The sequence below is a fragment of the Natrinema salinisoli genome (genome assembly GCF_020405205.1).
Taxonomy (GTDB): Archaea; Halobacteriota; Halobacteria; order Halobacteriales; family Natrialbaceae; genus Natrinema; species Natrinema salinisoli.
The window spans coordinates 1,164,115-1,186,830 of the sequence record NZ_CP084469.1 but is presented as its reverse complement, the minus strand read 5'-3'; the positions used below and the strand labels follow the sequence as shown (position 1 = coordinate 1,186,830).

Here is a 22,716-nt window from a genome sequence, read left to right as displayed (position 1 = left end):
AGGTGTGACGAAACGCCACCGTCGCCGTGAGTCGCCGTCGAATCGATCCGAGTATCGATCGATATCGGGCCGCATTAGGGCCTGAAGGTTAAAAAATCATTGCTATAACAGGGAACAAATAAATACTTATTGCGTTTATTATCTATTATTGTGTGTGAGTCTAGATCATGGTATCTGCTATCAGTAATAGCGTTTGCCCGTAATTTTTTAAATAATATATCTAGCTTATTTCAAATCTTATTCAATTTGGAAATATTTTAATATGCGAATCAATACCATTCATCCGCATCATGTCCGATAATAAACGCACGCAAATGAACCGACGGTCGCTTCTCGAAGCGGCCGGCGCGTTCGGTGCACTGGTCGGTTTCGGCGGCGTTACGTCCGCAACGCCGGGGCGCGAGCCGGGGCCGAAGAAAGACGAAATGATCGTCGGTGTCGATTCCGACGTTTCGAACATCGAAGCAGCAGTCGAGGCGAAACTCCCGAGCAACGCGACGATCGTCCACACGAACGAAACGCTCGGCTATGCGTCGGTAAAGATGGCCGACGAAGCCTCCATACAGGCCAAGGAAAACGTCAAACGGAACCTCATGGACGTCAACGAGGTACAGTACACGGAAGACAACGTAACCTACCACACCCTCGAAGCCGAACCACTCGGATCGGGGGACGATGGCCAGACGGTTGACACGCAAGGGAGTGCGTCGCCGCTTCTCACGCCCGACGACCCGCGATATGGGGAGCAGTACGCGCCACAGCAGGTCAACTGCGAGGAAGCCTGGGACGAGACCCTCGGCGATCCGAGCGTGACGATCGCCGTCGTCGACCAGGGGATCCAGTACGACCACCCCGACCTCGAGGAGAACATGGTCGACGACATCTCGAACGGCGGGCAGGACTTCGTCGACGATGACGACGATCCGTACCCGGCAGACGCCAGCGAGAACCACGGCACCCACGTCGGCGGTATCGCAGCCGGCGGTACCGATAACGGCACGGGACACGCCGGTATCTCGAACTGTTCGCTGATCTCGGCTCGAGCGCTGGGCAGCGGCGGGGGCGGTTCGCTCACCGATATCGCCGATGCAGTGCAGTGGGCGGCCGATCAGGGGGCCGACATCATCAACATGTCCCTCGGTGGCGGCGGTGCGACCGACACGATGCAGCAGGCGTGTGAGTACGCACAGGAGCAAGGTTCGTTGATCGTAGCGGCTGCCGGCAACGGGAGCGGAGCCCCCGTCTCGTACCCGGCCGCATACGACACGGTCCTGGCCGTCTCTTCGCTCGACGAAGGCGAAACGCTGTCGGACTTCTCGAACGTCGGCCCGGAAATCGAACTGGCCGCACCCGGTGGCCAGGTTCTCTCGAGCGTCCCCTTCGACGAGTACGAACGCTTCTCCGGCACCTCGATGGCGTCGCCGGTCGTCGCCGGCGTGGCCGGACTCACGCTGTCGGCCTGGCCGGAGCTCTCGAACGAGGAGCTGCGAACCCACCTCAACGAGACGGCCGTCGACATCGGCCTGGATGACACCGAACAGGGGAACGGTCGCGTCGACGCCGCCAACGCCGTCACCACCGATCCCGGTACGGAGCCTGACCCCGATCCAGATCCGGACCCGGACCCCGATCCGGATCCGGATCCGGACCCCGGTGAGTGTGGCGACGAAGTGAACACGGCCAGTGGAGACGGCCAGCTCAGCGGCGGCTGGTTCGGTAACCCGAGTGACAGCTACACCTACACGCTCAAAACGGCGGATCCCTGCAGCGCTACCGTCAGCCTCGAGGGCCCGAGCAACGCGGACTTCGACCTCTACCTGACCCTCGACGGACGGACGCCGACGACGTGGGACTACGACGAGCGTTCGGTCGGCAGTGACTCGACGGAATCGATCGAGGTCGAACTCGACGGCGACGAGGAGTTCGGCATCCTCGTCGATCGGTACAGCGGCAGCGGCTCCTACACGGTGAGCGTCGAAGAGCGAGGCCGATAGGCCAGTCACCTCGGACACGCCGATCGCAGTCGCTGCTCGAGGTCATCGACGGGGCTAGTTCGACATCCCGTCGTCTCAGTGCGAGAAACCCAAAACGGGTTTCCCGAGGGTCGGCCGGGTGCCGTAACCGGACGGCTTCACATGTACACACACTATCCGCTCACATTTTTTCATTCTGTAACAATATAGTCGATATATTCAAAAATAAATCACCACAAGTTCGATAAGAGTTTACTAATTTCAGGCAGTGATGACTGTCGTCCTATGACACAGAACAGTCCGCCGGACGACGTTGCCGGCCGTACGCACGACCGCCGATCGATCCTGACCGGTGTCGGGTCGGTCGCTCTCGGCGGGGCGATCGGCGCGTCCGGTGTCACGAGCGCAACGCCCGATCGTGACCCGGGACCGAAAGACGACGAGATCATCGTCGGCATCGCGCCGTCGGCCTCGGACGTGGCCGGCGAGGCGCGCGCCGCCGTCCCCGGGAACGCCGACGTGGTTCACACGAACGAGACGATTCGCTATGCAGTCGTTTCGTTCCCGTCGGATGCGCCCGCCGCCGCTCGCGACGAGTTCATCGATGCCATCACCAGCTCGCCCGCCGTCGAGTACGCGGAACCGAACGTCTCCGTTCAGTCGTTCCTCGAGCCCGACGACCCCTACTACGACTATCAGCACGCTCCCCAGCAGATCGACTGCGAGACCGCCTGGGAAACCACGCGCGGGAGCGAGGACGTCGTCATTGCCGTCGTCGATCAGGGCATTCAGTACGACCATCCCGCACTCGAGGGCATCGTCGACGATCGGGTCGGCGAGGATTTCGTCGACCGTGACGGCGACCCGTATCCGGCCGCCGGTGCAGATCACGGCACGCACGTCGGTGGAATCGCCGCCGGCGGGACGAACGACGGGACGGGCCACGCGGGTATCAGCGACTGCTCGCTCCTCTCGGTCCGTGCGCTCGACGAAGACGGCGTGGGATCGCTCTCCGATATCGCCGACGCGATTCAGTGGTCGGCCGACGCCGGCGCGGACATTATCAACCTCTCTCTGGGTGTCGACGGCTCCTACGAAACGCTGACCGCCGCCTGCGAGTACGCGGCCGATCGAGAAGCGTTGCTCGTCGGTGCAGCCGGCAACGACGGGAACGGCCGCGTCTACTCTCCGGCGGCCGAGGACACCGTCATCGCCGTCTCGGCCGTCGAGGACGACGACTCGATCGCCTCCTTCTCCAACACCGGACCGGAGATCGAACTCGCGGCACCGGGTGCCCGGCTCGTCTCGACCGTCACCGGAGACGACTACGCCCGAATGTCGGGGACCTCGATGGCAGCACCGGTGGTGTCCGGCGTGGCCGGGCTCGCACTCTCGGCCGATCCCGACCTCTCCCGAACCGAGCTCCGGGACCTCCTTCGAGAAACGGCGGTCGACGTCGGACTGTCGAGCGACGAACAGGGGTACGGCCGAGTCGACGCGGCTCGAGCGGTCGAGACCGGATCGTCGCCCGACGACAGCGAAAGCGGGACCGACGACGAGGAATCGACCGGCGAGTGCGGTGACGAAACGGTCACCGCGAGCGCGAGCGGGACGCTCGACGGCAGCGGCTGGTGGGGCGAGACTGATAACTACAGCTACTCGTTGAACACCGACGATCCCTGTTCGATCACGATCTCGCTCGAGGGACCGGACGGAGGCGACTTCGACCTCTACGTGACCACTGACGGCAGTTCGCCCGACCGGTGGAGCTACGACGAATCGTCGACGGGGTCCGGCACGAGCGAGTCGATCACGCTCTCGCTCGAGGGCGACGAGGAGTTCGGTCTGCAGGTACACGCCAACAGCGGGAGCGGCGAGTACACGTTGCGCCTCGAGGAACGGGGACGATAACGGAATCGAGTCGAGCACAACGGGCGTGAATCCGCCCATCGTAGGCCCCGTTCGTGATCGTCCGTGTTACTCGAAAACGAAGTAGTCCCGCTCCTCGCCCTGGACGGATATCCACTTGGGTTCGGTGAGCTCCTGAACGATCCACTCGCCGTGATACCGACCGAGGCCGGACTGCTTGACGCCGCCGAAGGGCGCGTTGTGGTCCTCGTTGATCGGCTGGTCGTTGATGTGGACCATCCCTGCCTCGATCCGATCGGCGAGGGCTCGAGCACGCTCGGCGTCCTCGCAGAAGACCGAGGCCGAGAGGCCGTACTCGGTGTCGTTGGCCAGCTCGATGGCTTCCTCGTCGTCCGCGAACGGAATTACCGGCGCGACGGGGCCGAAGTGTTCGTTACACGCCGTCGGCATGTCGTTGGTGCAGTCCGAGATGACGGTCGGGTCGACGAACAGGCCGTCGGCCTCGCCGCCCGTTTCGATCGTCGCGCCCGCCTCGCGGGTTTCCTCGATGAATTCGAGCAGATCGTCGCGCTGGGTCTCGTTCTGTACCGGGCCGAACGTCACGTCCTCGTTCTCGGAGGGATCGCCGACGACGAGCGATTCGGCGTGGTCGACCAGCAGGTCGACGTACTCGTCGTAGACGTCCTCGTGGACCAGATGCCGGTTGATCGAGATACAGACCTGGCCCTGATGGAAGAAGGAACCGAACGCACCGGCGCGGGCGGCCCGCTCGATGTCGGCCTCGTCGGTGACGACGAACGGGGCGTTCCCGCCGAGCTCGAGGGCCGGCAGCGCGAGGCTTCCGGCGGCGTTTTCGGCGACGCGCTTGCCGACGGCCGTCGAGCCGGTAAAGGAGATCACGCGCGGGATCGGATGGGTCGACATCCGGTCGCCGATGTCCGAGCCGCGGCCGGTGACGACGTTGACGACGCCGTCGGGGACGCCGGCCGCCTCGCAGAGCGTCGCGACGAGCAGCCCGCCCGTGATCGGCGTGTCCGTCGCGGGCTTCAGGACGACGGTGTTGCCCAGCGCGATCGCGGGGGCGACCGCTCGCAGCGTGAGGTGCAGCGGGAAGTTCCACGGCGAGATGACGCCGACGACGCCTACCGGCTCGTAGACGACGTGGTTGTCCTTGTCCTCGATCGAAGACGAGGGTCGGACCTCCTCCTCGGGGGGCTCGAGCTCCAGCGCCATCTCCACGTCGCCGGTCGCGGTCGCGAACTCGCCCATCGCGCGGTAGGCCGGCGCGCCGGCTTCGGTCGCGAGTAGGCCCGCGATCTCCTCGAAGCTGTCGTTGAGTTCGTCCAGCAGGTTCTCGACGATCTCGTTGCGTTCTTCGCGGGGAGTCTCCTCCCACGCCGGCTGTGCGGCCTCGGCCGCCTCGTAGGCAGCGTCGACGTCGTCTTCGGTCGCGGCCGGGACCTCCGTAAACACTTCCTGTTTCGCCGGGTTCTCCACCGGGATCGTGTCGCCGCTCGCGGCGTCGCGCCACTCGCCGTCGATGTACAATCGGTTCCAGTCGGCGTCGGGTTCGAGTTCCGGGACGCTCATCGTCTATCTCGGGTACGGCAGGTTCAGTCATATGTTTTGGTCAACCGGATACAAATAGGTTACAAGTTTGTAACCGAGATTATTTAACGCTCGAGTGGCGGCGTGGATTCGATCGCGTGCGGTCCGCCTCGAGCGAGGGTTCCACTCGACTCGATTTCGATAGATTAGAAGTAGATATAAGTGATAACACATCAAACTGAAAATCGGAAGCCGGTCTCCGACGACAGGGGGCTGTATCGAAATGCCCCGGGTGGAACCAACACCCGAGACGTGGCTTCCAAACCCGCGTAAGGATTCGGACGCCATGATTCCGTTCATTCTACCGGGATATAAACGTCCCGCACGACGACAGAATCGCACGACGAAACGAGTCTCGAGGCTACTGCGGATCGCGAGGTGTGCTCGCGATGAGCCGTGACGACCACGAAGAGGGCGGCGGAGACGGGACGGAGATGCCACGCCTCTCCTGTCCCTGTTACGGCCAGCCGATTACGGGGCTCACGTCGACCGGTCCCCACACCGGGGCCGTCGAGCCCTGCGGCTGCTCGATCGCGCCCGGACTGATCCACAGGGAGAGCGTCCACGGGGCTGAGGAAGAAGACGGCGAGTAACTGGGGTCGGCGCTCGAGCCCCGGCGAGCAGCCGATCGGTCGGCGTCGCGAGTCGGACACGACCACACCACCATCGTCGACACCACCCATTAGCACTATCGACGGAATCGGCACGATCGTCTGGCCGGCCGGCTCGGAAACGGGACTCGAGTCCGTTCGTCTCTTGCTACCGCACCAGAGTACTCTCGAAATCGTCCGTGAAACGCGCGACCAGCAACTCTGTGAGTAGACCGATCCGTTATGAGTGTGGAACTAGCGCCAGGAAGTGTTCTGCTATCGTGGCAACACGTGATTGCCACGCCCTCCCCAACCGATTCGCTCGGTCGCTGCGCTTCCTCGCTCATCCCTCGCGCAGTGTTATCGGCCGTCCTCACTCGCCGTTCGGCCGACCCGCTCACGGATCGCTACGCTCTCCGTTCGCTTCCGAGGCGCTTCCGATGGTCGCGCCTCGCGGACAGCGCGCCACAGCACGCCGACGATTAATATTGAGATCGCTGGCCGACGAAAAGACATTACTACTCCGCGAATGACGGTCTGGGTATGCCGCTTCAGACGCCGCCGTTACGTGGGATTCACGACGACCGTGGTGCGAAGTTCACGGAGTTTGGCGGCTGGGACATGCCGGTCGAGTTCGATTCGATCCAGACGGAGCACGCCGCCGTCCGCGAGGACGCCGGGATCTTCGACGTCTCGCACATGGGTCAGATCCACGTCACTGGCCCGGACGCGACGGAACTGATGCAGCGCCTGACGTCGAACGATGTCACCCGACTCGAGGTGGGCGACTCCCAGTACGCGACCATCACCGACGAGGACGGGATCATCATCGACGACACCGTCGTCTATCGGCTGCCCGACGAAGACGATCACGCGACCTACCTGTTCGTTCCCAACGCCGGCACCGACGAGGCGACCCACGAACGGTGGATCGACTACCGCAACGAGTGGGAGCTCGATGCGACCGTGGACAACCAGACCGACGAGTACGCGATGTTCGCCGTGCAGGGGCCCAACGCCGCCGATCTCCTCGAGGACGCGACCGACGACTCGGTCACCGATCTCGATCGGTTCCAGGCCCGATACGCGACGATCGAGAGCGTCGACTGCTGGACCGCCCGGACGGGCTACACCGGCGAGGACGGCTTCGAACTGATCGTCCCCTGGGACGCGGCGACCGAGATCTGGACCGAGTTCGACTGCCAGCCCTGCGGGCTCGGGGCGCGCGACACGCTCCGCATCGAGGCCGGCCTACTGCTTGCCGGCCAGGACTTCGACGCGGAGGACGACCCGCGAACCCCCTACGAGGCGGGGATCGGCTTTACGGTCGCCCTCGAGACGGAGTTCGTCGGCCGGGACGCCCTCGCGGCGGTCGCGGAGGCGGGCGTCGACGAAGCGCTCGTCGGCTTCCAGCTGATCGATCGCGGTATCCCGCGGCACGGCTACGACATCACGACCACCGAGAGTCGGGTCATCGGCACCGTCACCAGCGGCACGATGAGCCCGACCCTCGAGCAACCGATCGGGCTCGGCTACGTCCCGGTCGAGTACGCGGAGCCGGGGACCACCCTGCAGGTCATCGTCCGCGGTCAATCGAAGAAAGCAAGAGTTGAAACCACACCCTTCATCGACACAGTATAATGAGCTTCGACGTTCCCGACGATAGACGGTACGTGGAATCGCACGAGTGGGCACTCGAAACCGACGGCGTCGTCCGCGTGGGCATCTCGGACTTCGCACAGGACGAGCTCGGCGACGTGGTCTTCGTCGAACTCCCCGACGTTGGCGACGAACTCGAGGCCGAAACCGAGTTCGGCGTCGTCGAATCGATCAAGGCCGTCTCCGACCTCTACGCGCCCGTCGGCGGCGAGGTCGTCGCGATCAACGACGACCTGTTCGACGCGCCCGAACTCGTCAACGAGGACCCCTTCGGCGAGGGCTGGATGCTCGAGATCGAGGCCGACGACCTCAACGACCTCGAGGACCTCCTGACCGCTGACGAGTACGAAAACCAGATCGCCTAATCGGAGTACGCCCTTCTCTCGAGAGTGCTACCAGAGCCGGCAGCGAGCGGTCCGCGAGCCCTTAGAAAACGAACCGTTCGACGATCCGTCCGACGAGGCCCGGCTGGCGCGACTCGTGTGCGTGGACGCCGAGCGCCGGCGAGTCCGTGGCGTCGATGAGCCGGTCGGAGAGATCGTTTCCGACGAGGGTTCGGAGTCGGCCACCTTCGCGTCCGATGACGAGGAACTCCGCAGTTTGGGCCACGGCGATCAGCTCCTCGGTCGAGCCGTCCGTTTCGACGATCTCGGTCGTCACGGGGGCGGAACAGAGCTCGACGAGCTCGTCCTGATAGTCCTCGATCGTTCGCCTGAGATCCGCCGAGGCCGACGAGTCGAGGGCGTAGACGAGCCGGACCGTCGCGTCCAACTCGGTCGCGAGCGCGTCAGCGATCGTGACCTTCGACGGATCGAACGGGCTCTGATCGGTGAGCACCGTCACCTCCGAGACGGTATCGAAGTTCCGATCCTCGACCAGGACGACGTCGCAGGGGGCATGTCGCAGGATCCACTCGATCGGGCTCCCCACGAGCTGGTGTCGAAGCCCGCCGGGCTGGCGTTCCATCAGGAGCACGTCGGCGTCCTCGTGGACGGCGAAATTGACGATCGCGTGTTTCGTGTCGTGGCTGACGATCTCGCCGTAGGAGATCGGCACGTCGAACTCCCGGGAGAGCTGTCCCGTCTGTTCCTCGAACTGTAAATCGGCCGGCGACTGCGTCTCCGAGGCGAAGTCCAGCGAGACCTGATCCGGCACCTCGTCGAACTGAATGACCGTGACGCCACCGCCGCGCTTGCGGGCGACGTCCGCGGCGATCCGAATCAGTTGCCGCTCGCGCGCCTCACTGGTCCCCTCCGTCAGCGCGACGAGCACGTCCGACGTCGGCGACTCGAGGGCGTCCTCCGTCCGATCGACGGCGGAGCGACCGGTCGTTCGGCGGACCGTGTCGACCGCGATACCCGCGCGATCGATCCGCGGGCGGGCGTAGACCCAGTACCAGCCGACGCTCCCCGCGGTGATGACGGCCGCACCGACCAGGGCGACGGTTCCCATCTGCGTGAGCAAGACGAGGCCGCTCGCGACCCCGAACAGTTGCATCCCCGGATACAGCGGGGACTCGAAGCTCGGCTCGTAGTCCTCGAGATCGGCGTGTCGAAAGGCGATCACGGCGACGTTGATGAGGATGAACACGAGGATCTGGAACGCGCTGGCGAGCTTGGCGATCTGGAGGATGGGAACGAACGCGATCAGGACGAGCATGACCCCGCCGGTGAGGGTAATAGCGGTCGTCGGCGTGCCGAAGCGATCGTGGACGGTCGCGAACGTCGGCGGTGCGAGATCGTCGCGACTCATCGCGAACGGATAGCGAGACGACGAGAGGATGCCGGCGTTGGCGGTACTGACGAGCGCGAGGATCGCCGCGAGGACGACGGCGATGACGCCCGTTCGAGCGAGCGTTCCCTCGGCGGCGATCGCCATCGGCACCTCGGAGTCCGCGAGCGCATCGAGCGGCGACGTCCCGACCATCACCGCGACGATGAGGACGTAGAGGATCGTCGTGAACGTCAGCGAGCCGAGGATCCCCAGCGGAATGTTTCGACCGGGGTCTTCGATCTCCTCGGCGACGCTCGCGACCTTCGTCACGCCCGCGTAGGAGACGAAGACGAGGCCGGTCGCGGCGAGGAGGCCGCCGAGACCGTCGTCGAGCGAGCCGTCGAACTGTCCGGGATCGACCGTCGGCACCCCGCCGCCGACGAACCAGGCGAGCGCGGCGAGCATGACGACGACGATCGCGATTTGCAGTTGGCCAGTCTGTTTCGCCCCGAGGACGTTGACGGCGATGAGGACGACAGCCAGCGTCAGGGCGACAGGTTTCACGGGCAGATCGAACAGGAGGACGAGGTAGGGAACGCCGCCGACGAGGGCCAGCGCGCCTTTGAACGCGAGCGAGAACCAGGTTCCGACGCCCGCGACGGTCCCCAGTATCGGCCCCATCCCGCGCTCGATGAAGATGTACGTCCCGCCGGCTTCGGGCATCGCAGTCGCCATTTCGGACTTGCTCAACGCGGCCGGAACCACGAGCAAACCGGCGACCAAATAGGCAATAACGACGCCGGGACCGGCGATTTCGATCGCCAGTGCCGGCAGAATGAAGATGCCGCTCCCGATCATCGCTCCGATACTGATCGCCATTACCGCCGGCAGTCCGAGATCTCGTTCGAGGTCTTTTGTCATGGGAAGTAACTGGTAATCACGTCTCGAGCGGCGGCCTCCGAACGCGAGATATGCTGATCGAACGGAGCCAGACGCGGGAGCGACGCGAGATGGTATCCAGAAACCGGATACCCGCTTGTGAGAGGGTCATAACGGGAACTAAATAAATCTCACGGATTCCCTCCGCGTGTGTCATATACACACATCAATAATGCGTATAAAACTGCTATTTCTCCAGAAATTTCTCCGAATCATGCACGGTCATAAAGAAAAATCGCTCCAGGCGGTGCTGGCGGTCGAGACTACCGATCGCGCGGGCTCACTCGAGGCTGACGAGGTACTCGAGCATCTCGTCGAGCGGCGCGTTCGTGACGGCGAGCGAGTAGCCGTCGATTCTCGCGAGATCGGCCGCGTGATCCCAGAGGTCGGCCTCGTCGATTCCGTGCAGGATGACGGCGTTGGGCGTCGGATTGACGACGCGCAGCGCGACGAGCGGGGATTCGCCGCGCGTGACGCCCGTAAAGACGAGGACGCGGTTCGTGCTCTGTCCGTAGAGGCGGAAGAACTCCTCGCTCGAGAGCCGCGTGATCGCCTCGATGCTGTCGATGACCGTGTGGCCGCTGACGCTGTCGGTCCCGCTTTCGGCCACTTCGGTCGCCTCGAGATCGTCGTACAGCGTCGTGAGCGGGATCGACGTCGCGTACTCCCGGAGGTCGTAGACGACGTCGCTGTCGAACCCCGCCGAGAGGACGCGGCCGTACTGTCTGATTCGCTCGCCGCCGCGTCGCTCGTCGATCGCGAGCAGTCCCTCGACGAGTCTGCCCACGACGCCGATGCCGGGGCTCTCCCGCCGCCCACTCTCGTAATCGGAGATGACCGACGACGAAACCTCGAGTTCGGCAGCGAGATCAGTCTGCGAGACGTCGAAATCGGTGCGCCACTTGCGCAGCGTGGCACCGGGGTCGTCACTGAGCGTGATTTCCCCGGCGATCTTCTCGGCGAGTTCCCGTTTCGGTCCGCGTCCACCCATACACGACGGTTACTCGGTCGGGGCAAGTAGCTACCGGAGACGGATCGGTATCGCGGGCCGTAGATCGGCGGTATCGTCGACTCGACCGTGTATCGCATAGAACAGGTTGTTTCCCCCAACAGTCAAGCCCACGCAGTTCGAGTCGTCGGGTGATGCCGTCGACCGTCGTCCACGTCGCGTTCGCGGGACTGATCGGAGTCGCGTTGCTGGGCGAGCGGTTCGACACCCGATCGATTCTGGTCGTGATGGGGTGTAGCGCCCTCCTCGATCTGGATACGGTGATCGGAATCGTCGTTCCCGGGACCCACCGCGCGGCGTTACACAACGTCTGGATCGTCCTCCTCCCGGCCGGGTTCCTCCTGTGGGACGCGGTGATCCGCGAGGAGTCGATCGTTCGCGCGCGGTGGGGAGACGCCGCCCCGCGCGTCGCGTGGGCTACCCTTGCGGGACTCCTGTTCGCACACGTGCTGTTCGACGCCTTCTTCAACGGCGTCAACCTCTTCTGGCCGCTTCACGACCGGTTTTACGACCTCTCGGGAACCCTACTCGTAACCGATCAGCGCGGCCTCGTCCAGACGTTCGTCGAACTTGACGGCGGAACCGTCGCCGACTCGACGACGCGCGGGACGACCGAAAACACCCACTACAGGACGGGGTTCGATCCCACACGAGACGAACCCGCGACGGGCGTCGAGCGGATCTTCCCCATCGCTGCGACCGGCGAGCGGTTCGTGCTCACCCTCGCCGGGTATACGGTAGTCGTCGCGCGGATCGTGGAGGATCGGCGATCCGCGTGAGACGCGGGTCCGTCGATGCAGTGCCGCGATGTCGCTGCGGTCGACGTATCGAGATCCAGAGCGATAATTACAGCGGCGTCGCTGGCGCGATCCGTTTGCTACGCTCGAATATCGGCCCAGTTCGTTACTCGGCCGCGTCCGTTTCGGTCGGCGGGTCAGTCGTCTCGACGTGGTCGCGCAGCCACTCGATCGCCGCGTCGACCGTCTCCGGATCGGTACTCGAGACGCGGAGCCGGCCGGGTCGGTTCTCGCTTCGCGGATAACTCCCGACGGAGACGTCGAACCGATCGGTGACGCCCTCGAGCGCGTCGTACAGCGATCCCTCCGGGGCCGGCGTGTACAGCGTTCGGGCGACTGCCTCGCCCTGAAACTCGTCACCGACCGCCTCGAACATCGCCCGCATCTCGTCGGGGATGCCGGCGAAGACGTAGACGTTCTCGACGATACAGCCCGGGGCCCACCCCTCGTCGACGACGATCGGCGTCGCGCCTTCGGGGATCGACGCCGCGGCGTCGATGTCGAGCTGGAGGTCGTACTCCTCGACCATGTCCGGGTTTTCGTCCCGGAACGCGGCCGCCTTTTCGACCAGCCGGTCTCGAATCTCGCCGTGGACGACGAACTCGCGCTCGAGGCCGTCGGCGACGGCTTCGACGGTTACGTCGTCGGGAGTGCCCCCGATCCCGCCGGTGACGATCACGGCGTCGAACTCGTCGCTCCAGCGGGCGACGTAGTCGGCGATGAGCTCGCGCTCGTCGGGAATCGTCAGAATGCGAGCGACGGTACTGCCGCGTTCGGTGATCCGCTGGGCGAGCCACGACGCGTTGGTGTTGGTCGTCGACCCTGCGAGAATTTCGTCGCCGACGGTGACGATCGCGACGTTCATAGCCCGCCTTGGGGGGCCGGGCAGTTATTCGCTCCGGGATCCTGTCGGCAATCGACGGCGGACGGACCCGTTCGAGCGAGCGCCAGCGCCACGGTTTTGTGAGCCGTGTGCGAACTACTCGTATGGTCGTTGACACAGGCGATGGCGACATCGCAGTCGTCCCGTCGCCGAGCGATACGGGCCGTCCCATCGATTCGGACGCGGTGGACGATCGAATCCACCGTGGAACAGTGAGTGAGTCCTCCCGAGAACCACCGCTATCGGATTGCCCACACCAGTCACGGAGGCAACGATGGTAGCGGTTGATCTCGCCTTTTCGTTCGGGCGGCTCCTTTTCGCCTTCTTCCTGGTCTTCCTGAACGGGTTCTTCGTCGCCGCGGAGTTCGCGTACGTTCGGATCCGACCGACGCAGATTCAGACGCTCGTCGACGAAGGCCGGTCGTCGGCGAAACTCGTCCAGGAGGCCGAGGAGAACTTGGACGACTACCTCGCGACGACCCAGCTGGGTATCACGATCGCATCGCTGGGGCTGGGGTGGGTCGGCGAACCGGCTATCGCCTCGCTACTCGAGCCCGTGCTCGGGCCAGTGCTTCCAGCAGGAACGCTTCATCTGGTATCCATCGCGATCGGGTTCAGTATCATCACCTTCCTGCACGTCGTCTTCGGGGAGCTCGCGCCGAAGACCCTCGCCATCGCGGACGCCGAGCGGATCGCGCTGCTCGTCGCCGCGCCGATGAAGTTCTTCTACTACATCTTCCTCCCAGGGATCATCGTCTTCAACGGGACGGCGAACTTTTTCACTCGGCTCATCGGCGTCGCACCGCCATCCGAGCGCGACGAGAGCCACAGTCAAGAGGAGATTCTGCGTATCGTCTCACAGTCGGGCCAACAGGGCGCGGTCGACATGGACGAAGTCGAGATGATCGAGGCGATTTTCGATCTCGGCGACACGGTCGCTCGCGAAGTCATGATCCCGCGCCCGGACGTCATCACCGTCAGAGCGGGAATGCCCCTCTCCGAACTCCGCGGCGTTGCTGCCAACGGGAACTACACGCGATTCCCCGTCGTCGACGAGGAGTCCGACGACCCCGTCGTCGGCTTCGTTCACGCGAAGGACATCCTCCAGGCGATCGAAGCTGCAGACGGTGACGACACGACCGACGAGGAACGAGCGGCCGAACCGACCGCACGCGACCTCGCTCGAGACGTCCTCATCGTTCCCGAGACGCGCCGGATCGACGAGATCCTCGCCGAGTTCCGGCGACAAAACGTCCAGATGGCGGTCGTCATCGACGAGTGGGGGGCCTTCGAAGGGATCCTGACGATCGAGGACGTCATCGAGGTGGTCGTCGGCGAGATTCAAGACGAGTTCGACGTCGCCGACATGGAGCCGACCGTCGACGAACTCCCCGACGGTCGGTACGGCGTAGACGGCGGCGTCCCGCTGGCGGACGTCAACGACGCCCTCGGGACGACGTTCGAAGCCGACGCGTACGACACAATCGCGGGTCTCGTGTTGAGCCGCCTCGGCCGTGCGCCCGAAGTCGGCGACTCGATCGAGGCCGACGGCTACGAGCTCACCGTCGACGACGTGGACGGAACGCGCATCTCGAGCGTGATCGTCAGCGAGAGCGTTACGGAGGCCGAGGAGTCGTCCGGTTGAAAACTGAGACCAGCCATATTCGGTTCCTCTCGAGCCGAGACAGTGACTATTACGTGCGGATGTGAACGTCGAACTGCGTCGTCGTCAAGGTCCCTTCCGGCCTGGTCTGCAGAAACAGTCGATACCGTCCCGGGGTCGGAAACGTCGCCCCGAATTCGACACGTCCGCTGTCGGGTGCAGTCGCCTCGGGATGGACGTGGAGATACGCGAGGTCCCCCTCACGGACCGCGACGAGGTGGCCGAGCGCTCCGAGATACTGTCCCAATTCCGAAACGGGATCGTCGTCACGGCGGACTTCGAAGATCAATCGGCTTCCTTCCCGAGCGACAATCTCGTTCGTGAGCAGTTCGATTTCGTACTCGCCTGCCGTCGCTCGGCGCGACGAGTTCGGCCGCGCTTCGATCGTTCCGGGTTCCGAAGCGAACAGATCGAACCCGAGCGTCGTCGAGTGTCCATCGAGGACGACATCCACGAACGCCCGATATACGCCCGGATCCGGTAACGTCAGCCCCTCGACGGACCACGTCCCGTCTGACGCCAGTTCCGGGTGGAGATGCCGGAATCGAGTGAGGTCCCGCCGAACGACGATGAGGTGACCGCGCTGCCCGTGCGCTTCCTCGAAATCGGTCACCGCTTTCCCGTCCTCGTCGACGATTCGGAACGTCCAGTCGGTGGCCACCTCGGGTTCGAATCGCGTCTCCGAGGGCTCGAGCCGGACTCCGTTCGCGGCCAGTGCCAATCCCCCAGGCGCAGCGTGTCCCACGGGTGCATATCCCCGCGTCGTCTCGTCTGCTCCGTCACCGTGGCTCGATTGATCCTCCATACCGGCCATCTCGCTGTCGAACGGCTTACTGTTTGGCACCGCCTGTGCCGGTGTCCGATCGGGCCACTGGAGACACGCCCGCCCCGTTCGACGAGCGGTCGCCGATCGGTGGTCGCCGAGTTCAGGACCACCGCGTGATCGGCTCCTCGCTCGTCGCTCGAGCGATGTACTCGCTTTGCATCTCGCGGACGGCTTCGTCAAACTCTTTGCCAGCGTCGAGGTGATCGGTGACGCGAGCGAGTTTCCACCGACTCGGTGTCGTCCGGTCGGTCCAGCGCGCCTCGAGCGGTCCGAGGAACTCCTCGATAGTGTCCGACGAAACGCCTTGCCCGCGGAGCCCCCGTCGTGCGTACTCGAAGAGTTCCTCGTAGATCACGCTCGAGTCGGTCGTCCGGTCACCGTCGGCCGTGATCCACGCGAGGTCGGCGTCGAGCCCGTCTTCGACCGCGCTGTAGAAGCTCCGTTCGGCGGCGTCTCGGTCGAGGGTCTCGAGCGGATGATCGGCGACACACAGTCCGCGGACGAGCCCGGCGACCAGACACTGGAGTCCGATGTTTTCCCGGATAGTCGGTTGCGTGGGGAGCGGCCGGTATTCGATGCGAATCGACCAGCGGTCGCCCCGATCGACCGGCTGGCCGCCGATGACGGCACGAAGCCACCGCCAGTAGGTCCCCCGCTTGTGATCGAGTTCCCAGAACTGCTCCGCGAAGGTCTCACGCTCATCGTCTCGCAGCCACTCGCGGAGGAACGGCGCACACGTCGGATCGGCGACCAGACGGTCGATGGTATCAGCCGCGCTCCCGATCTCGTCGGGAAACCGGACTTTCTCCCAGGCCCGATTGATGGACTGCTCGAACACCGGAATTCGGAGTTCGTGGGAAGTCTCCTCGAGCACGTCGTACGGATCGTCGGTCGCGTACAGGTCGGGCGGGAGCAACGGCGAGTTCGTCGCCAGCGCGAGGACTGGGCCGAGCGTTCCCAAGGCGGTGTTGTAGTAGCGCGGAAACGCCTCGGCGTCGGGGACCTGGAGGTGTGGCTGTATCGAACTCGCGAGGGATTCGAACAGGAGCGACGGAAACTGCTGGTCGACGCCCGGAACCGAGAGGGGAATCGAACCCCCAGTCCGCCCCAATACGTCGTTGTCGATCGCACAGTAGCGCGGTGACGACGTCATGTTCTCGGCGATCGACAGCCCCTCACACTCGCGAACGGCTCCCAGGTAGTCGCCACTGCCCTCCCGCGGCGGAATCGTCCACATCGAATCGAGAACGATCTCGAGTCCGTTCTGCGCTGCCGCTCGCTGTGCGGTCCGATAATCCTGACGGAGCGATGCCGCCTGTGCGGCGATCCCCTCGTCGTCGAACGGCGTCGGATCGGTGTGGAGCTCGACGTTATGTTCCCCCAGCTCCCTGTCACAGTGCTCGTCGAACACGCTGTCGGGCACTCGAGCAAGCCGGTTCTCCTCGTCGACCGCGTAGGCCTCGAGTTCGATGCCGAGCCCGAATCCGGGGTTGTCGAGTCGTCCAGTCCGGAGAGCGTCGGTGAGACGGGCGGCTTGCTCGTCGACGCGGCGGTCGAACTCGCTGCGCGTCTCCTCGCGGAGCGAGCGCGCGACGAGGTCGATGAACTCCGCCATTAGTGAACCAAGGCGATCCAGCCGCTTAGAAGTGCGGTGCAACAGTGTCGTCCAGAGGTATCGTTCCTGAGTAGCCAGTCAACCCGACGGCAGTGAGTGGATGACTGATCGAACATGGGGTACGTTCGTATCCGTGGCCATCGTACCGTCGCGCATGCCGGATACGACACTGGACGATCGTGGTCGCCTGACGCTTCCGAAAGGGCTCCGAGAGCGATACGGCGATCACTACCATATCGTCGATCTTCACGATGGCATCAAGCTGATTCCAGTCGCAGACGACCCCCTCGAGGCGCTCAGAGAAGAGTTCGCGGACGGCGAGGAAAGGACAGCCGAACTCCGTGCGGAGGCGCGTGAAGCGGCGTCCGACGAAGCCGGACGCTAAACGTACGCGGAAACGGGTTTTCTCCTCGTGCTCATCGAAACAGTTACCGAGGAGTGATGCTCCGCAACCACTAAACGCGACTCGCACCAACCAGTGTCCAATGACCGACTGGACGGAGACGTACCGCCCGACGACGCTGTCGGAGGTACGCGGCAACAACAAGGCCCGCGACCAACTCGAGGAGTGGGCCCAGAGCTGGGACGACCACCGGAAGTCGGTGATCGTCCACGGCAGCCCGGGCGTCGGGAAGACTTCCGCCGCCCACGCGCTGGCGAACGACATGGGATGGCCGGTGATGGAACTCAACGCCAGCGACAGCCGGGGGGCCGACGTCATCGAGAAGATCGCCGGCGAAGCGGCGAAGAGCGGAACGCTCACCGCCGGCGAAGCGGGTCGCCGGCTCGTCATCCTCGACGAAGCGGACAACTTCCACGGCAACGCAGACTACGGCGGCTCGCGGGAGGTCACGCGCGTCGTCAAGGACGCGAACCAGCCGATCGTCCTCGTGGCAAACGAGTTCTACGACATGAGCCAGTCGCTTCGCAACGCCTGCGAGACCATCGAATTCCGGGACGTCTCGAAGCGGTCGATCGTTCCCGTGCTGCGCGATATCTGCCGACGCGAGGGAATCGAGTTCGAGGACGAGGCGCTCGAGAAGATCGCCGAGTCGACGAGCGGCGACCTGCGCTCGGCGGTCAACGACCTGCAGGCGGTCGCGGAGGAAGCCGAGCGATTGACCGTCGACGACGTCGTGACGAGCGAGCGCGACACCACCGAGGGGATCTTCGACTTCCTCGACGCGCTCATCAAGGAGGAAGACGCCGAGGGCGCGTTGCGAGCCTCCTACGACGTCGACGAGACGCCGGACGACCTGCTCAACTGGATCGAGGACAACGTTCCGAAGGATTACGAGGGTGCGGAGCTGGCCGACGCGTACGAGTTCCTCTCGAACGCCGATCGCTGGCTGGGCCGCGTCCGGGCCACGCAGGACTACTCCTACTGGCGGTACGCGACGGACAACATGACCGCCGGGGTCGCCGCCTCGCGGCGGGGCGACAAGGGCGGGTGGACGCGATACGGCCCGCCGAGCTACTGGTCGAAACTCGGCCGGACCAAGGGGACGCGAAATACCCGTGATTCGATCGCCGAGCGCATCGCCGAACGGGAGGGGGCGAGCGTCGCCACGGCCCGCCGGGAGATTCTCCCCTTCCTCTCGGCGATGACCCACCACTGCAAGAATCGTGATCTCACCGTCCGCATGGCCGCGGCGTACGATCTCGACGAGTCTGAAGTCTCCTTCGTCACCGGCAGCGGGAAGGATACCAACAAGGTCCAGTCCATCGTCGAGGACGCCGAAGAGCGCAAAGCCGAACGAGCGGTCGAACACTCGGGTAACGCCTTCTTCGAGGCCGACCGCTCGAGCACGGACGGCGACGAAGGGAGTGCCGATACTGACGAGGGCGACGACGGCGATCGAGACTCGAGCGGTCAACGGACGCTCGCTTCCACGGACGCCGACGGCGAAAGCGCCTCGGAGGCCGAATCGGACGACGCATCGGCGGCTGACGAACCGGACGACGATCAGTCAGGGCTGAACGACTTCTTCTGAGCGGCTACTCGTCGCCGCTCGATCGGTACAGTCGCAGTCCGAACGAACAGCGAATCCGGTCGAGCGTCGATGACCTGGTTTTATTCGTCGGTGATATGTCATACATAAATTGACCGACACTATTACGTCGATGAGCGGTGAGAGTATCACACGGTGATCGGCCGAATGACAGACGCCCACAGCTGCCCGCTCTGCACGGAACCGTACGACGACCGCAACGCGCTCTGCGTCCACCTCGAGGTGGAACACCGGAAGTCGGAAGTGGTCTCTTACCTCATCGACCTCGACGCGGCGGTACCCGAACTCGATATCACGTCCGGCCGCGAGACGACGGCCGAGGACGAACGAACGGCCCCGTCGGCCTGAGTAATTACGCGGCGCTACCGAGACAGTTCCATCGGCAGCCGGTCGCGAAACGCCGGCGACAGTGCATCGACGACTCCGGCAGCGAGTTCTGGCGGATCGTTCTCCCCCTCACGATCGTCGAGCGGCGGGACCGTCTCGACCCCGTGACCCGTCATGCGCTCGAGTTCGTCGGGATTGGTCCGTTCGGCCACCGTCTCGCCCGCGTACTCGTTGACGACGATCCCGCAGACGTCGATGCCGCGAGCCGCGAGCGCGTCGACCGTCAGCGCGGTGTGGTTGAGCGTCCCCAGTCCAGCCCGCGTGACGACCACCGCCACGGCCTCGAGGTCCGCGACGAGGTCGATCACTTCGCGGTCACCGGCCAGCGGCACTCGAAGTCCGCCGATCCCCTCGACGATCGGGACCGGCGTCGACTCGATCTCGCGTTCGCAGGCCGCACGGATCGCCTCGTACTCGATTGTCTCGTCCGCGACCTCGGCCGCGACCCGCGGTGCCAGCGCCGGCTCGAGATAGCGCGGACAGGTCGCGGCGTCGGGGTCCTCGCAGGCCGCGGCGACGAATCCGGCGTCGTCGTCCGGCGGATGGCCGGTCTGCGCCGGCTTGATCGCCCGTGCATCGTGACCGGCCTCGCGGAGCAGGCGCGTGAGCCCGGCCGTGATGACCGTCTTTCCGACGCCCGTGCCGGTGCCGACGACGGCGAGCGGTCGCCGTGCGCTCACAGCAGTCCCACCTCCTCGCCGGCCGCCCTGAACGCCTCGAGACAGGTGATAATGTCGTCCCGGTCGTGCGTCGCCATCGGGGCGACGCGGATGCGGCTGGTTCCCTCCGGAACGGTCGGCGGTCGGATCGCCGGTGCGACGACGTCGCGCTCCCGGATGCCCTCGGCGAGGTCGATCGCGTCCGTTCGGTCACCCACGAGTACGGGCAAGATCTGGGACTCGCCTAACACCTCGAATCCCATCGACTCGAGCCCGTCGCGGAGGTGGGCGACGTTCTCCCAGAGGTGGTCTCGAGCACCGCTGTGGCGGGCGACGTGGAGCGCCTCGCTCGCGGCCGCGGCGGCCGGCGGCGCGAGGCCGGTCGAGAAGACGAACGAGCGCGCATCGTTGACCAGGCACTCGATCAGGTCCGCGCTCCCGGCGACGTATCCGCCCTGACTGGCCAGCGCCTTCGACAGCGTTCCCATCTGTATCTGGATCCGGTCTTCGAGCCCCTCGGCTTGTACGACGCCGCCGCCGTTCGCGTACAGTCCGGTCGCGTGGGCCTCGTCGACCATCACCCACGCGCCGAACGCCTCGGCGGCGTCACAGATCGCTTCCAGCGGTGCGACGGTGCCGTCCATACTGAACACCGAATCGGTGACGATCAACCACGATTCGTCGGCCGGATCCCGACCGTCTCGCGTAGCCGTTCGGGCGCGCTCCTCGAGTTTCGATCGCAGACTCGCGGCGTCGCAGTGGTCGTAGACGACCGTTTCGGCACCCGCGAGCCGACAGCCGTCGATGATGCTCGCGTGGTTCAGTTCGTCGGAGAAGATGACGTCCGGCTCGAGCGCTGCGATCGTCCCGACGTTCGCGGCGTAGCCCGAGGAGAACGCCAGCGCCCGCTCGGTTCCCTTGACCTCGGCGAGTACTCGTTCCAGGTCCCGATGGACCATCGTATCGCCGGTGACGAGTCGACTCGCTCCCGCACCCGTGCCGACCGTCGCAGCGGCCTGTCGGGCCGCATCCTGTACTCGCTGGTCGTCGGTCAGCCCCAGATAGTTGTTCGAGGCGAACACCAGCGCCTCGGCTGTCTCGAGAACCGGCAGATCGCCGCCCGAGGGCTCGCCGAAGTAGCCGCGCTCGGCAACCCGATCGACCGGCGACAGTGCGCGTTTCAGGTCGGTTTCCTCGAGCGTCTCGAGTCGGTCTTCGAGATCGAACCCGCGGTCGGCCATTCGGCTAAACGGACTCAACGCCACGGTTTGATTCTCACGATTCCGGTCGCTCGGCTGGTTCGGCTCGCTCGCCGCTCGAGCCGGTCGATTCGCCACGGTCTCGGGTGTGGTGGTGTTTCTCCCATCGAAAACGGATCTGGACGTACAGTGCGTAACTCAGAAGCCGGGCATCAGATCGGCCGGTCCGAAGACGCCGTATTCGCCGGCCCGGTTCCGTCGGACGCCGGCCTTCAGGTAGCCCAGTGCGGGGCCGTTGACGTTGGCTTCCATGCTGGTCTCGTCGCCGAGCCGGAAGGTGTTCGTCGCCGTCTCGCCGTCGAAGGTCCGCCCGGTCACGCGAACCGTGGTCGTCGTCGGCTTCTCGTCGTTGCGCACGTCGAGGATGCCACCCACCTCGACGTCCTCGGCGTCGCAGACGCCGGCGCGCTCGAGCAGGACGTCGTCGGCGTGTTCCATGTCCTCGAACTCGATGGCGCCGTCGTGCTCGTCGATGATCGCCTCGATCTCCGCCTCGGAGAGGTCGCGGGCGGTCTCGATGTCGTACTCCGGGAGGTGGGCGATGTCCTCCCGGACGGTCCCGCGGTTGTCCTCGTAGCCGGACTTGAGACCGACGCCCCACCAGATGTCGACGTCGGTGACCTCGACGAACGATTGGGCGGCCAGCGCCGCCGCGCCGGTGAGCAGCCCGGGCGTCGCGCCCGCCCCGCAGATGAAGGTGATACCGGCGTCCTCGAACGACTCGCTGCGATCGTCGAGCATGTCGATCACGCGCGAGCGCTTGAGCACGTCGATCATGACGCCGGAGTAGTCGCCCTCGGCGAAGCGGTCGGCGGTCCGCGGAATGAAGTCGTGCTCGTAGTTCGGTAGCGCGAGAAGCACCGCGTCGATCCGGTCGCCGTGGTCGATTATCTCCTGAATCGGATCCTCGCTGCGTCGGGCCTGGCTCGAGGCGACAACGCCTTTCGCTTCGCCGTGTTGTTTGACGCCGCCCTCGGCGGCCGCGCCACCGTCCGTGGCGACCTCGTTGTCTCGCGGCTCGTCACCGCTCGACTTATCCGAGCCGCTCCGCGGCTCGCTATCGATATTGCCTTCCGTCGCCGCGAGCAGTTCGTCGACGTCGAGGCCGTCGAAATCGACGGCGACGCCGTGGCGGTCACACGCCGCGACGGGCGTCAACGCGTCCTTGTGCTGGCTTACTTCGAGTGCTCGTCGGCCGATGCCTCCGGTTCCGAGGACCGCAAACGTGATTTCGTCCATGTGTATCGATGTGCTG

19 protein-coding genes are annotated in these 22,716 nt (G+C 64.9%); 10 read left to right on the top strand and 9 right to left on the bottom strand.

What is annotated here, in order from left to right; genetic code table 11:
• The first annotated feature begins 290 nt into the window (after positions 1 to 290).
• Both LDB05_RS05890 and LDB05_RS05885 read left to right on the top strand, forming a co-directional pair.
• A complete protein-coding gene (locus LDB05_RS05890) occupies positions 291 to 1,994 on the top strand; it encodes a S8 family serine peptidase (protein ID WP_226006998.1) in 1,704 nt (567 codons plus the stop codon).
• A 264-nt stretch (positions 1,995 to 2,258) separates the two neighbouring features.
• Positions 2,259 to 3,884 carry a S8 family serine peptidase gene (locus LDB05_RS05885; RefSeq protein ID WP_226006997.1) on the top strand — a complete coding sequence of 542 codons (1,626 nt, stop codon included), beginning with the start codon at positions 2,259 to 2,261 and terminating at the stop codon, positions 3,882 to 3,884.
• A 66-nt stretch (positions 3,885 to 3,950) separates the two neighbouring features.
• Here LDB05_RS05885 and LDB05_RS05880 read toward each other — a convergent pair whose 3' ends face one another.
• Entirely contained in the window at positions 3,951 to 5,432 is a 1,482-nt protein-coding gene (locus LDB05_RS05880) for an aldehyde dehydrogenase family protein (protein ID WP_226006996.1), read from the bottom strand.
• A 407-nt stretch (positions 5,433 to 5,839) separates the two neighbouring features.
• On the opposite strand from LDB05_RS05880, the gene LDB05_RS05875 reads away from it, so the two are divergent.
• The 3 genes from LDB05_RS05875 to gcvH all read left to right on the top strand — a co-directional run bounded on the left by LDB05_RS05875 (position 5,840) and on the right by gcvH (position 8,064).
• Positions 5,840 to 6,043 (top strand): hypothetical protein, encoded by a 204-nt coding sequence (locus tag LDB05_RS05875; protein ID WP_226006995.1) that lies wholly within the window; start codon positions 5,840 to 5,842, stop codon positions 6,041 to 6,043.
• Between the two features lie 540 nt (positions 6,044 to 6,583).
• Positions 6,584 to 7,681: a glycine cleavage system aminomethyltransferase GcvT gene (gene gcvT / locus LDB05_RS05870; protein ID WP_226006994.1), complete on the top strand. Its 1,098-nt coding sequence runs from the start codon at positions 6,584 to 6,586 to the stop codon at positions 7,679 to 7,681.
• Positions 7,681 to 8,064, top strand: a complete 384-nt coding sequence (gcvH, locus tag LDB05_RS05865; protein WP_226006993.1) for a glycine cleavage system protein GcvH — start codon at positions 7,681 to 7,683, stop codon at positions 8,062 to 8,064. Before gcvT ends, gcvH begins: the two co-directional genes overlap by 1 nt.
• A 61-nt stretch (positions 8,065 to 8,125) precedes the next feature.
• On the opposite strand, the gene LDB05_RS05860 is transcribed toward gcvH, so the two are convergent.
• Complete coding sequence (locus LDB05_RS05860) at positions 8,126 to 10,333, bottom strand: amino acid permease (protein WP_226006992.1); 2,208 nt, start codon at positions 10,331 to 10,333, stop codon at positions 8,126 to 8,128.
• Positions 10,334 to 10,631: 298 nt separating this feature from the next.
• Positions 10,632 to 11,342 (bottom strand): helix-turn-helix domain-containing protein, encoded by a 711-nt coding sequence (locus LDB05_RS05855; RefSeq protein ID WP_226006991.1) that lies wholly within the window; start codon positions 11,340 to 11,342, stop codon positions 10,632 to 10,634.
• A 152-nt stretch (positions 11,343 to 11,494) separates the two neighbouring features.
• Between LDB05_RS05855 and LDB05_RS05850 the strand changes: the two genes are divergently transcribed.
• On the top strand, positions 11,495 to 12,139 hold the full coding sequence (locus LDB05_RS05850; protein ID WP_226006990.1) for a metal-dependent hydrolase: 645 nt from the start codon (positions 11,495 to 11,497) through the stop codon (positions 12,137 to 12,139).
• A 124-nt stretch (positions 12,140 to 12,263) separates the two neighbouring features.
• On the opposite strand, the gene LDB05_RS05845 is transcribed toward LDB05_RS05850, so the two are convergent.
• Positions 12,264 to 13,022: a competence/damage-inducible protein A gene (locus LDB05_RS05845; protein ID WP_226006989.1), complete on the bottom strand. Its 759-nt coding sequence runs from the start codon at positions 13,020 to 13,022 to the stop codon at positions 12,264 to 12,266.
• A 292-nt stretch (positions 13,023 to 13,314) separates the two neighbouring features.
• Here LDB05_RS05845 and LDB05_RS05840 point away from each other — a divergent pair, with 292 nt between their 5' ends.
• Positions 13,315 to 14,685: a hemolysin family protein gene (locus LDB05_RS05840; RefSeq protein ID WP_226006988.1), complete on the top strand. Its 1,371-nt coding sequence runs from the start codon at positions 13,315 to 13,317 to the stop codon at positions 14,683 to 14,685.
• A 49-nt stretch (positions 14,686 to 14,734) separates the two neighbouring features.
• On the opposite strand, the gene LDB05_RS05835 is transcribed toward LDB05_RS05840, so the two are convergent.
• Both LDB05_RS05835 and LDB05_RS05830 read right to left on the bottom strand, forming a co-directional pair.
• Complete coding sequence (locus LDB05_RS05835; RefSeq protein WP_226006987.1) at positions 14,735 to 15,508, bottom strand: FixH family protein; 774 nt, start codon at positions 15,506 to 15,508, stop codon at positions 14,735 to 14,737.
• A gap of 121 nt (positions 15,509 to 15,629) precedes the next feature.
• Complete coding sequence (locus tag LDB05_RS05830) at positions 15,630 to 17,144, bottom strand: glutamate-cysteine ligase family protein (protein ID WP_226006986.1); 1,515 nt, start codon at positions 17,142 to 17,144, stop codon at positions 15,630 to 15,632.
• Positions 17,145 to 17,298: 154 nt separating this feature from the next.
• Here LDB05_RS05830 and LDB05_RS05825 point away from each other — a divergent pair, with 154 nt between their 5' ends.
• From LDB05_RS05825 to LDB05_RS05815, 3 genes are all read left to right on the top strand, one after another.
• Complete coding sequence (locus LDB05_RS05825; protein WP_226006985.1) at positions 17,299 to 17,529, top strand: AbrB/MazE/SpoVT family DNA-binding domain-containing protein; 231 nt, start codon at positions 17,299 to 17,301, stop codon at positions 17,527 to 17,529.
• Positions 17,530 to 17,629: 100 nt separating this feature from the next.
• Positions 17,630 to 19,138, top strand: a complete 1,509-nt coding sequence (locus tag LDB05_RS05820; RefSeq protein WP_226006984.1) for a replication factor C large subunit — start codon at positions 17,630 to 17,632, stop codon at positions 19,136 to 19,138.
• A gap of 165 nt (positions 19,139 to 19,303) precedes the next feature.
• Positions 19,304 to 19,504 (top strand): hypothetical protein, encoded by a 201-nt coding sequence (locus LDB05_RS05815; protein ID WP_226006983.1) that lies wholly within the window; start codon positions 19,304 to 19,306, stop codon positions 19,502 to 19,504.
• Positions 19,505 to 19,518: 14 nt separating this feature from the next.
• On the opposite strand, the gene bioD is transcribed toward LDB05_RS05815, so the two are convergent.
• The 3 genes from bioD to bioU all read right to left on the bottom strand — a co-directional run bounded on the left by bioD (position 19,519) and on the right by bioU (position 22,700).
• Positions 19,519 to 20,223 (bottom strand): dethiobiotin synthase, encoded by a 705-nt coding sequence (bioD, locus tag LDB05_RS05810; RefSeq protein WP_226006982.1) that lies wholly within the window; start codon positions 20,221 to 20,223, stop codon positions 19,519 to 19,521.
• Positions 20,220 to 21,443, bottom strand: coding sequence for an aminotransferase class I/II-fold pyridoxal phosphate-dependent enzyme (locus tag LDB05_RS05805; RefSeq protein ID WP_226006981.1), 1,224 nt, complete (start codon positions 21,441 to 21,443; stop codon positions 20,220 to 20,222). The genes bioD and LDB05_RS05805 overlap by 4 nt, the downstream gene beginning before the upstream one ends.
• A 156-nt stretch (positions 21,444 to 21,599) precedes the next feature.
• Complete coding sequence (gene bioU, locus LDB05_RS05800; RefSeq protein WP_226006980.1) at positions 21,600 to 22,700, bottom strand: (S)-8-amino-7-oxononanoate synthase BioU; 1,101 nt, start codon at positions 22,698 to 22,700, stop codon at positions 21,600 to 21,602.
• Positions 22,701 to 22,716 lie beyond the last annotated feature (16 nt).

Coding starts and splice junctions, on each gene's coding strand:
- LDB05_RS05855 (WP_226006991.1), bottom strand. CDS start 11,342: ATGGGTGGACGCGGACCGAAACGGGAACTCGCCGAGAAGATCGCCGGG.
- LDB05_RS05885 (WP_226006997.1), top strand. CDS start 2,259: ATGACACAGAACAGTCCGCCGGACGACGTTGCCGGCCGTACGCACGAC.
- LDB05_RS05835 (WP_226006987.1), bottom strand. CDS start 15,508: ATGGAGGATCAATCGAGCCACGGTGACGGAGCAGACGAGACGACGCGG.
- LDB05_RS05805 (WP_226006981.1), bottom strand. CDS start 21,443: ATGGCCGACCGCGGGTTCGATCTCGAAGACCGACTCGAGACGCTCGAG.
- LDB05_RS05845 (WP_226006989.1), bottom strand. CDS start 13,022: ATGAACGTCGCGATCGTCACCGTCGGCGACGAAATTCTCGCAGGGTCG.
- LDB05_RS05875 (WP_226006995.1), top strand. CDS start 5,840: ATGAGCCGTGACGACCACGAAGAGGGCGGCGGAGACGGGACGGAGATG.
- LDB05_RS05860 (WP_226006992.1), bottom strand. CDS start 10,333: ATGACAAAAGACCTCGAACGAGATCTCGGACTGCCGGCGGTAATGGCG.
- LDB05_RS05830 (WP_226006986.1), bottom strand. CDS start 17,144: ATGGCGGAGTTCATCGACCTCGTCGCGCGCTCGCTCCGCGAGGAGACG.
- gcvH (WP_226006993.1), top strand. CDS start 7,681: ATGAGCTTCGACGTTCCCGACGATAGACGGTACGTGGAATCGCACGAG.
- gcvT (WP_226006994.1), top strand. CDS start 6,584: ATGCCGCTTCAGACGCCGCCGTTACGTGGGATTCACGACGACCGTGGT.
- LDB05_RS05815 (WP_226006983.1), top strand. CDS start 19,304: ATGACAGACGCCCACAGCTGCCCGCTCTGCACGGAACCGTACGACGAC.
- LDB05_RS05840 (WP_226006988.1), top strand. CDS start 13,315: ATGGTAGCGGTTGATCTCGCCTTTTCGTTCGGGCGGCTCCTTTTCGCC.
- LDB05_RS05825 (WP_226006985.1), top strand. CDS start 17,299: ATGCCGGATACGACACTGGACGATCGTGGTCGCCTGACGCTTCCGAAA.
- LDB05_RS05880 (WP_226006996.1), bottom strand. CDS start 5,432: ATGAGCGTCCCGGAACTCGAACCCGACGCCGACTGGAACCGATTGTAC.
- LDB05_RS05890 (WP_226006998.1), top strand. CDS start 291: ATGTCCGATAATAAACGCACGCAAATGAACCGACGGTCGCTTCTCGAA.
- bioU (WP_226006980.1), bottom strand. CDS start 22,700: ATGGACGAAATCACGTTTGCGGTCCTCGGAACCGGAGGCATCGGCCGA.
- LDB05_RS05820 (WP_226006984.1), top strand. CDS start 17,630: ATGACCGACTGGACGGAGACGTACCGCCCGACGACGCTGTCGGAGGTA.
- LDB05_RS05850 (WP_226006990.1), top strand. CDS start 11,495: ATGCCGTCGACCGTCGTCCACGTCGCGTTCGCGGGACTGATCGGAGTC.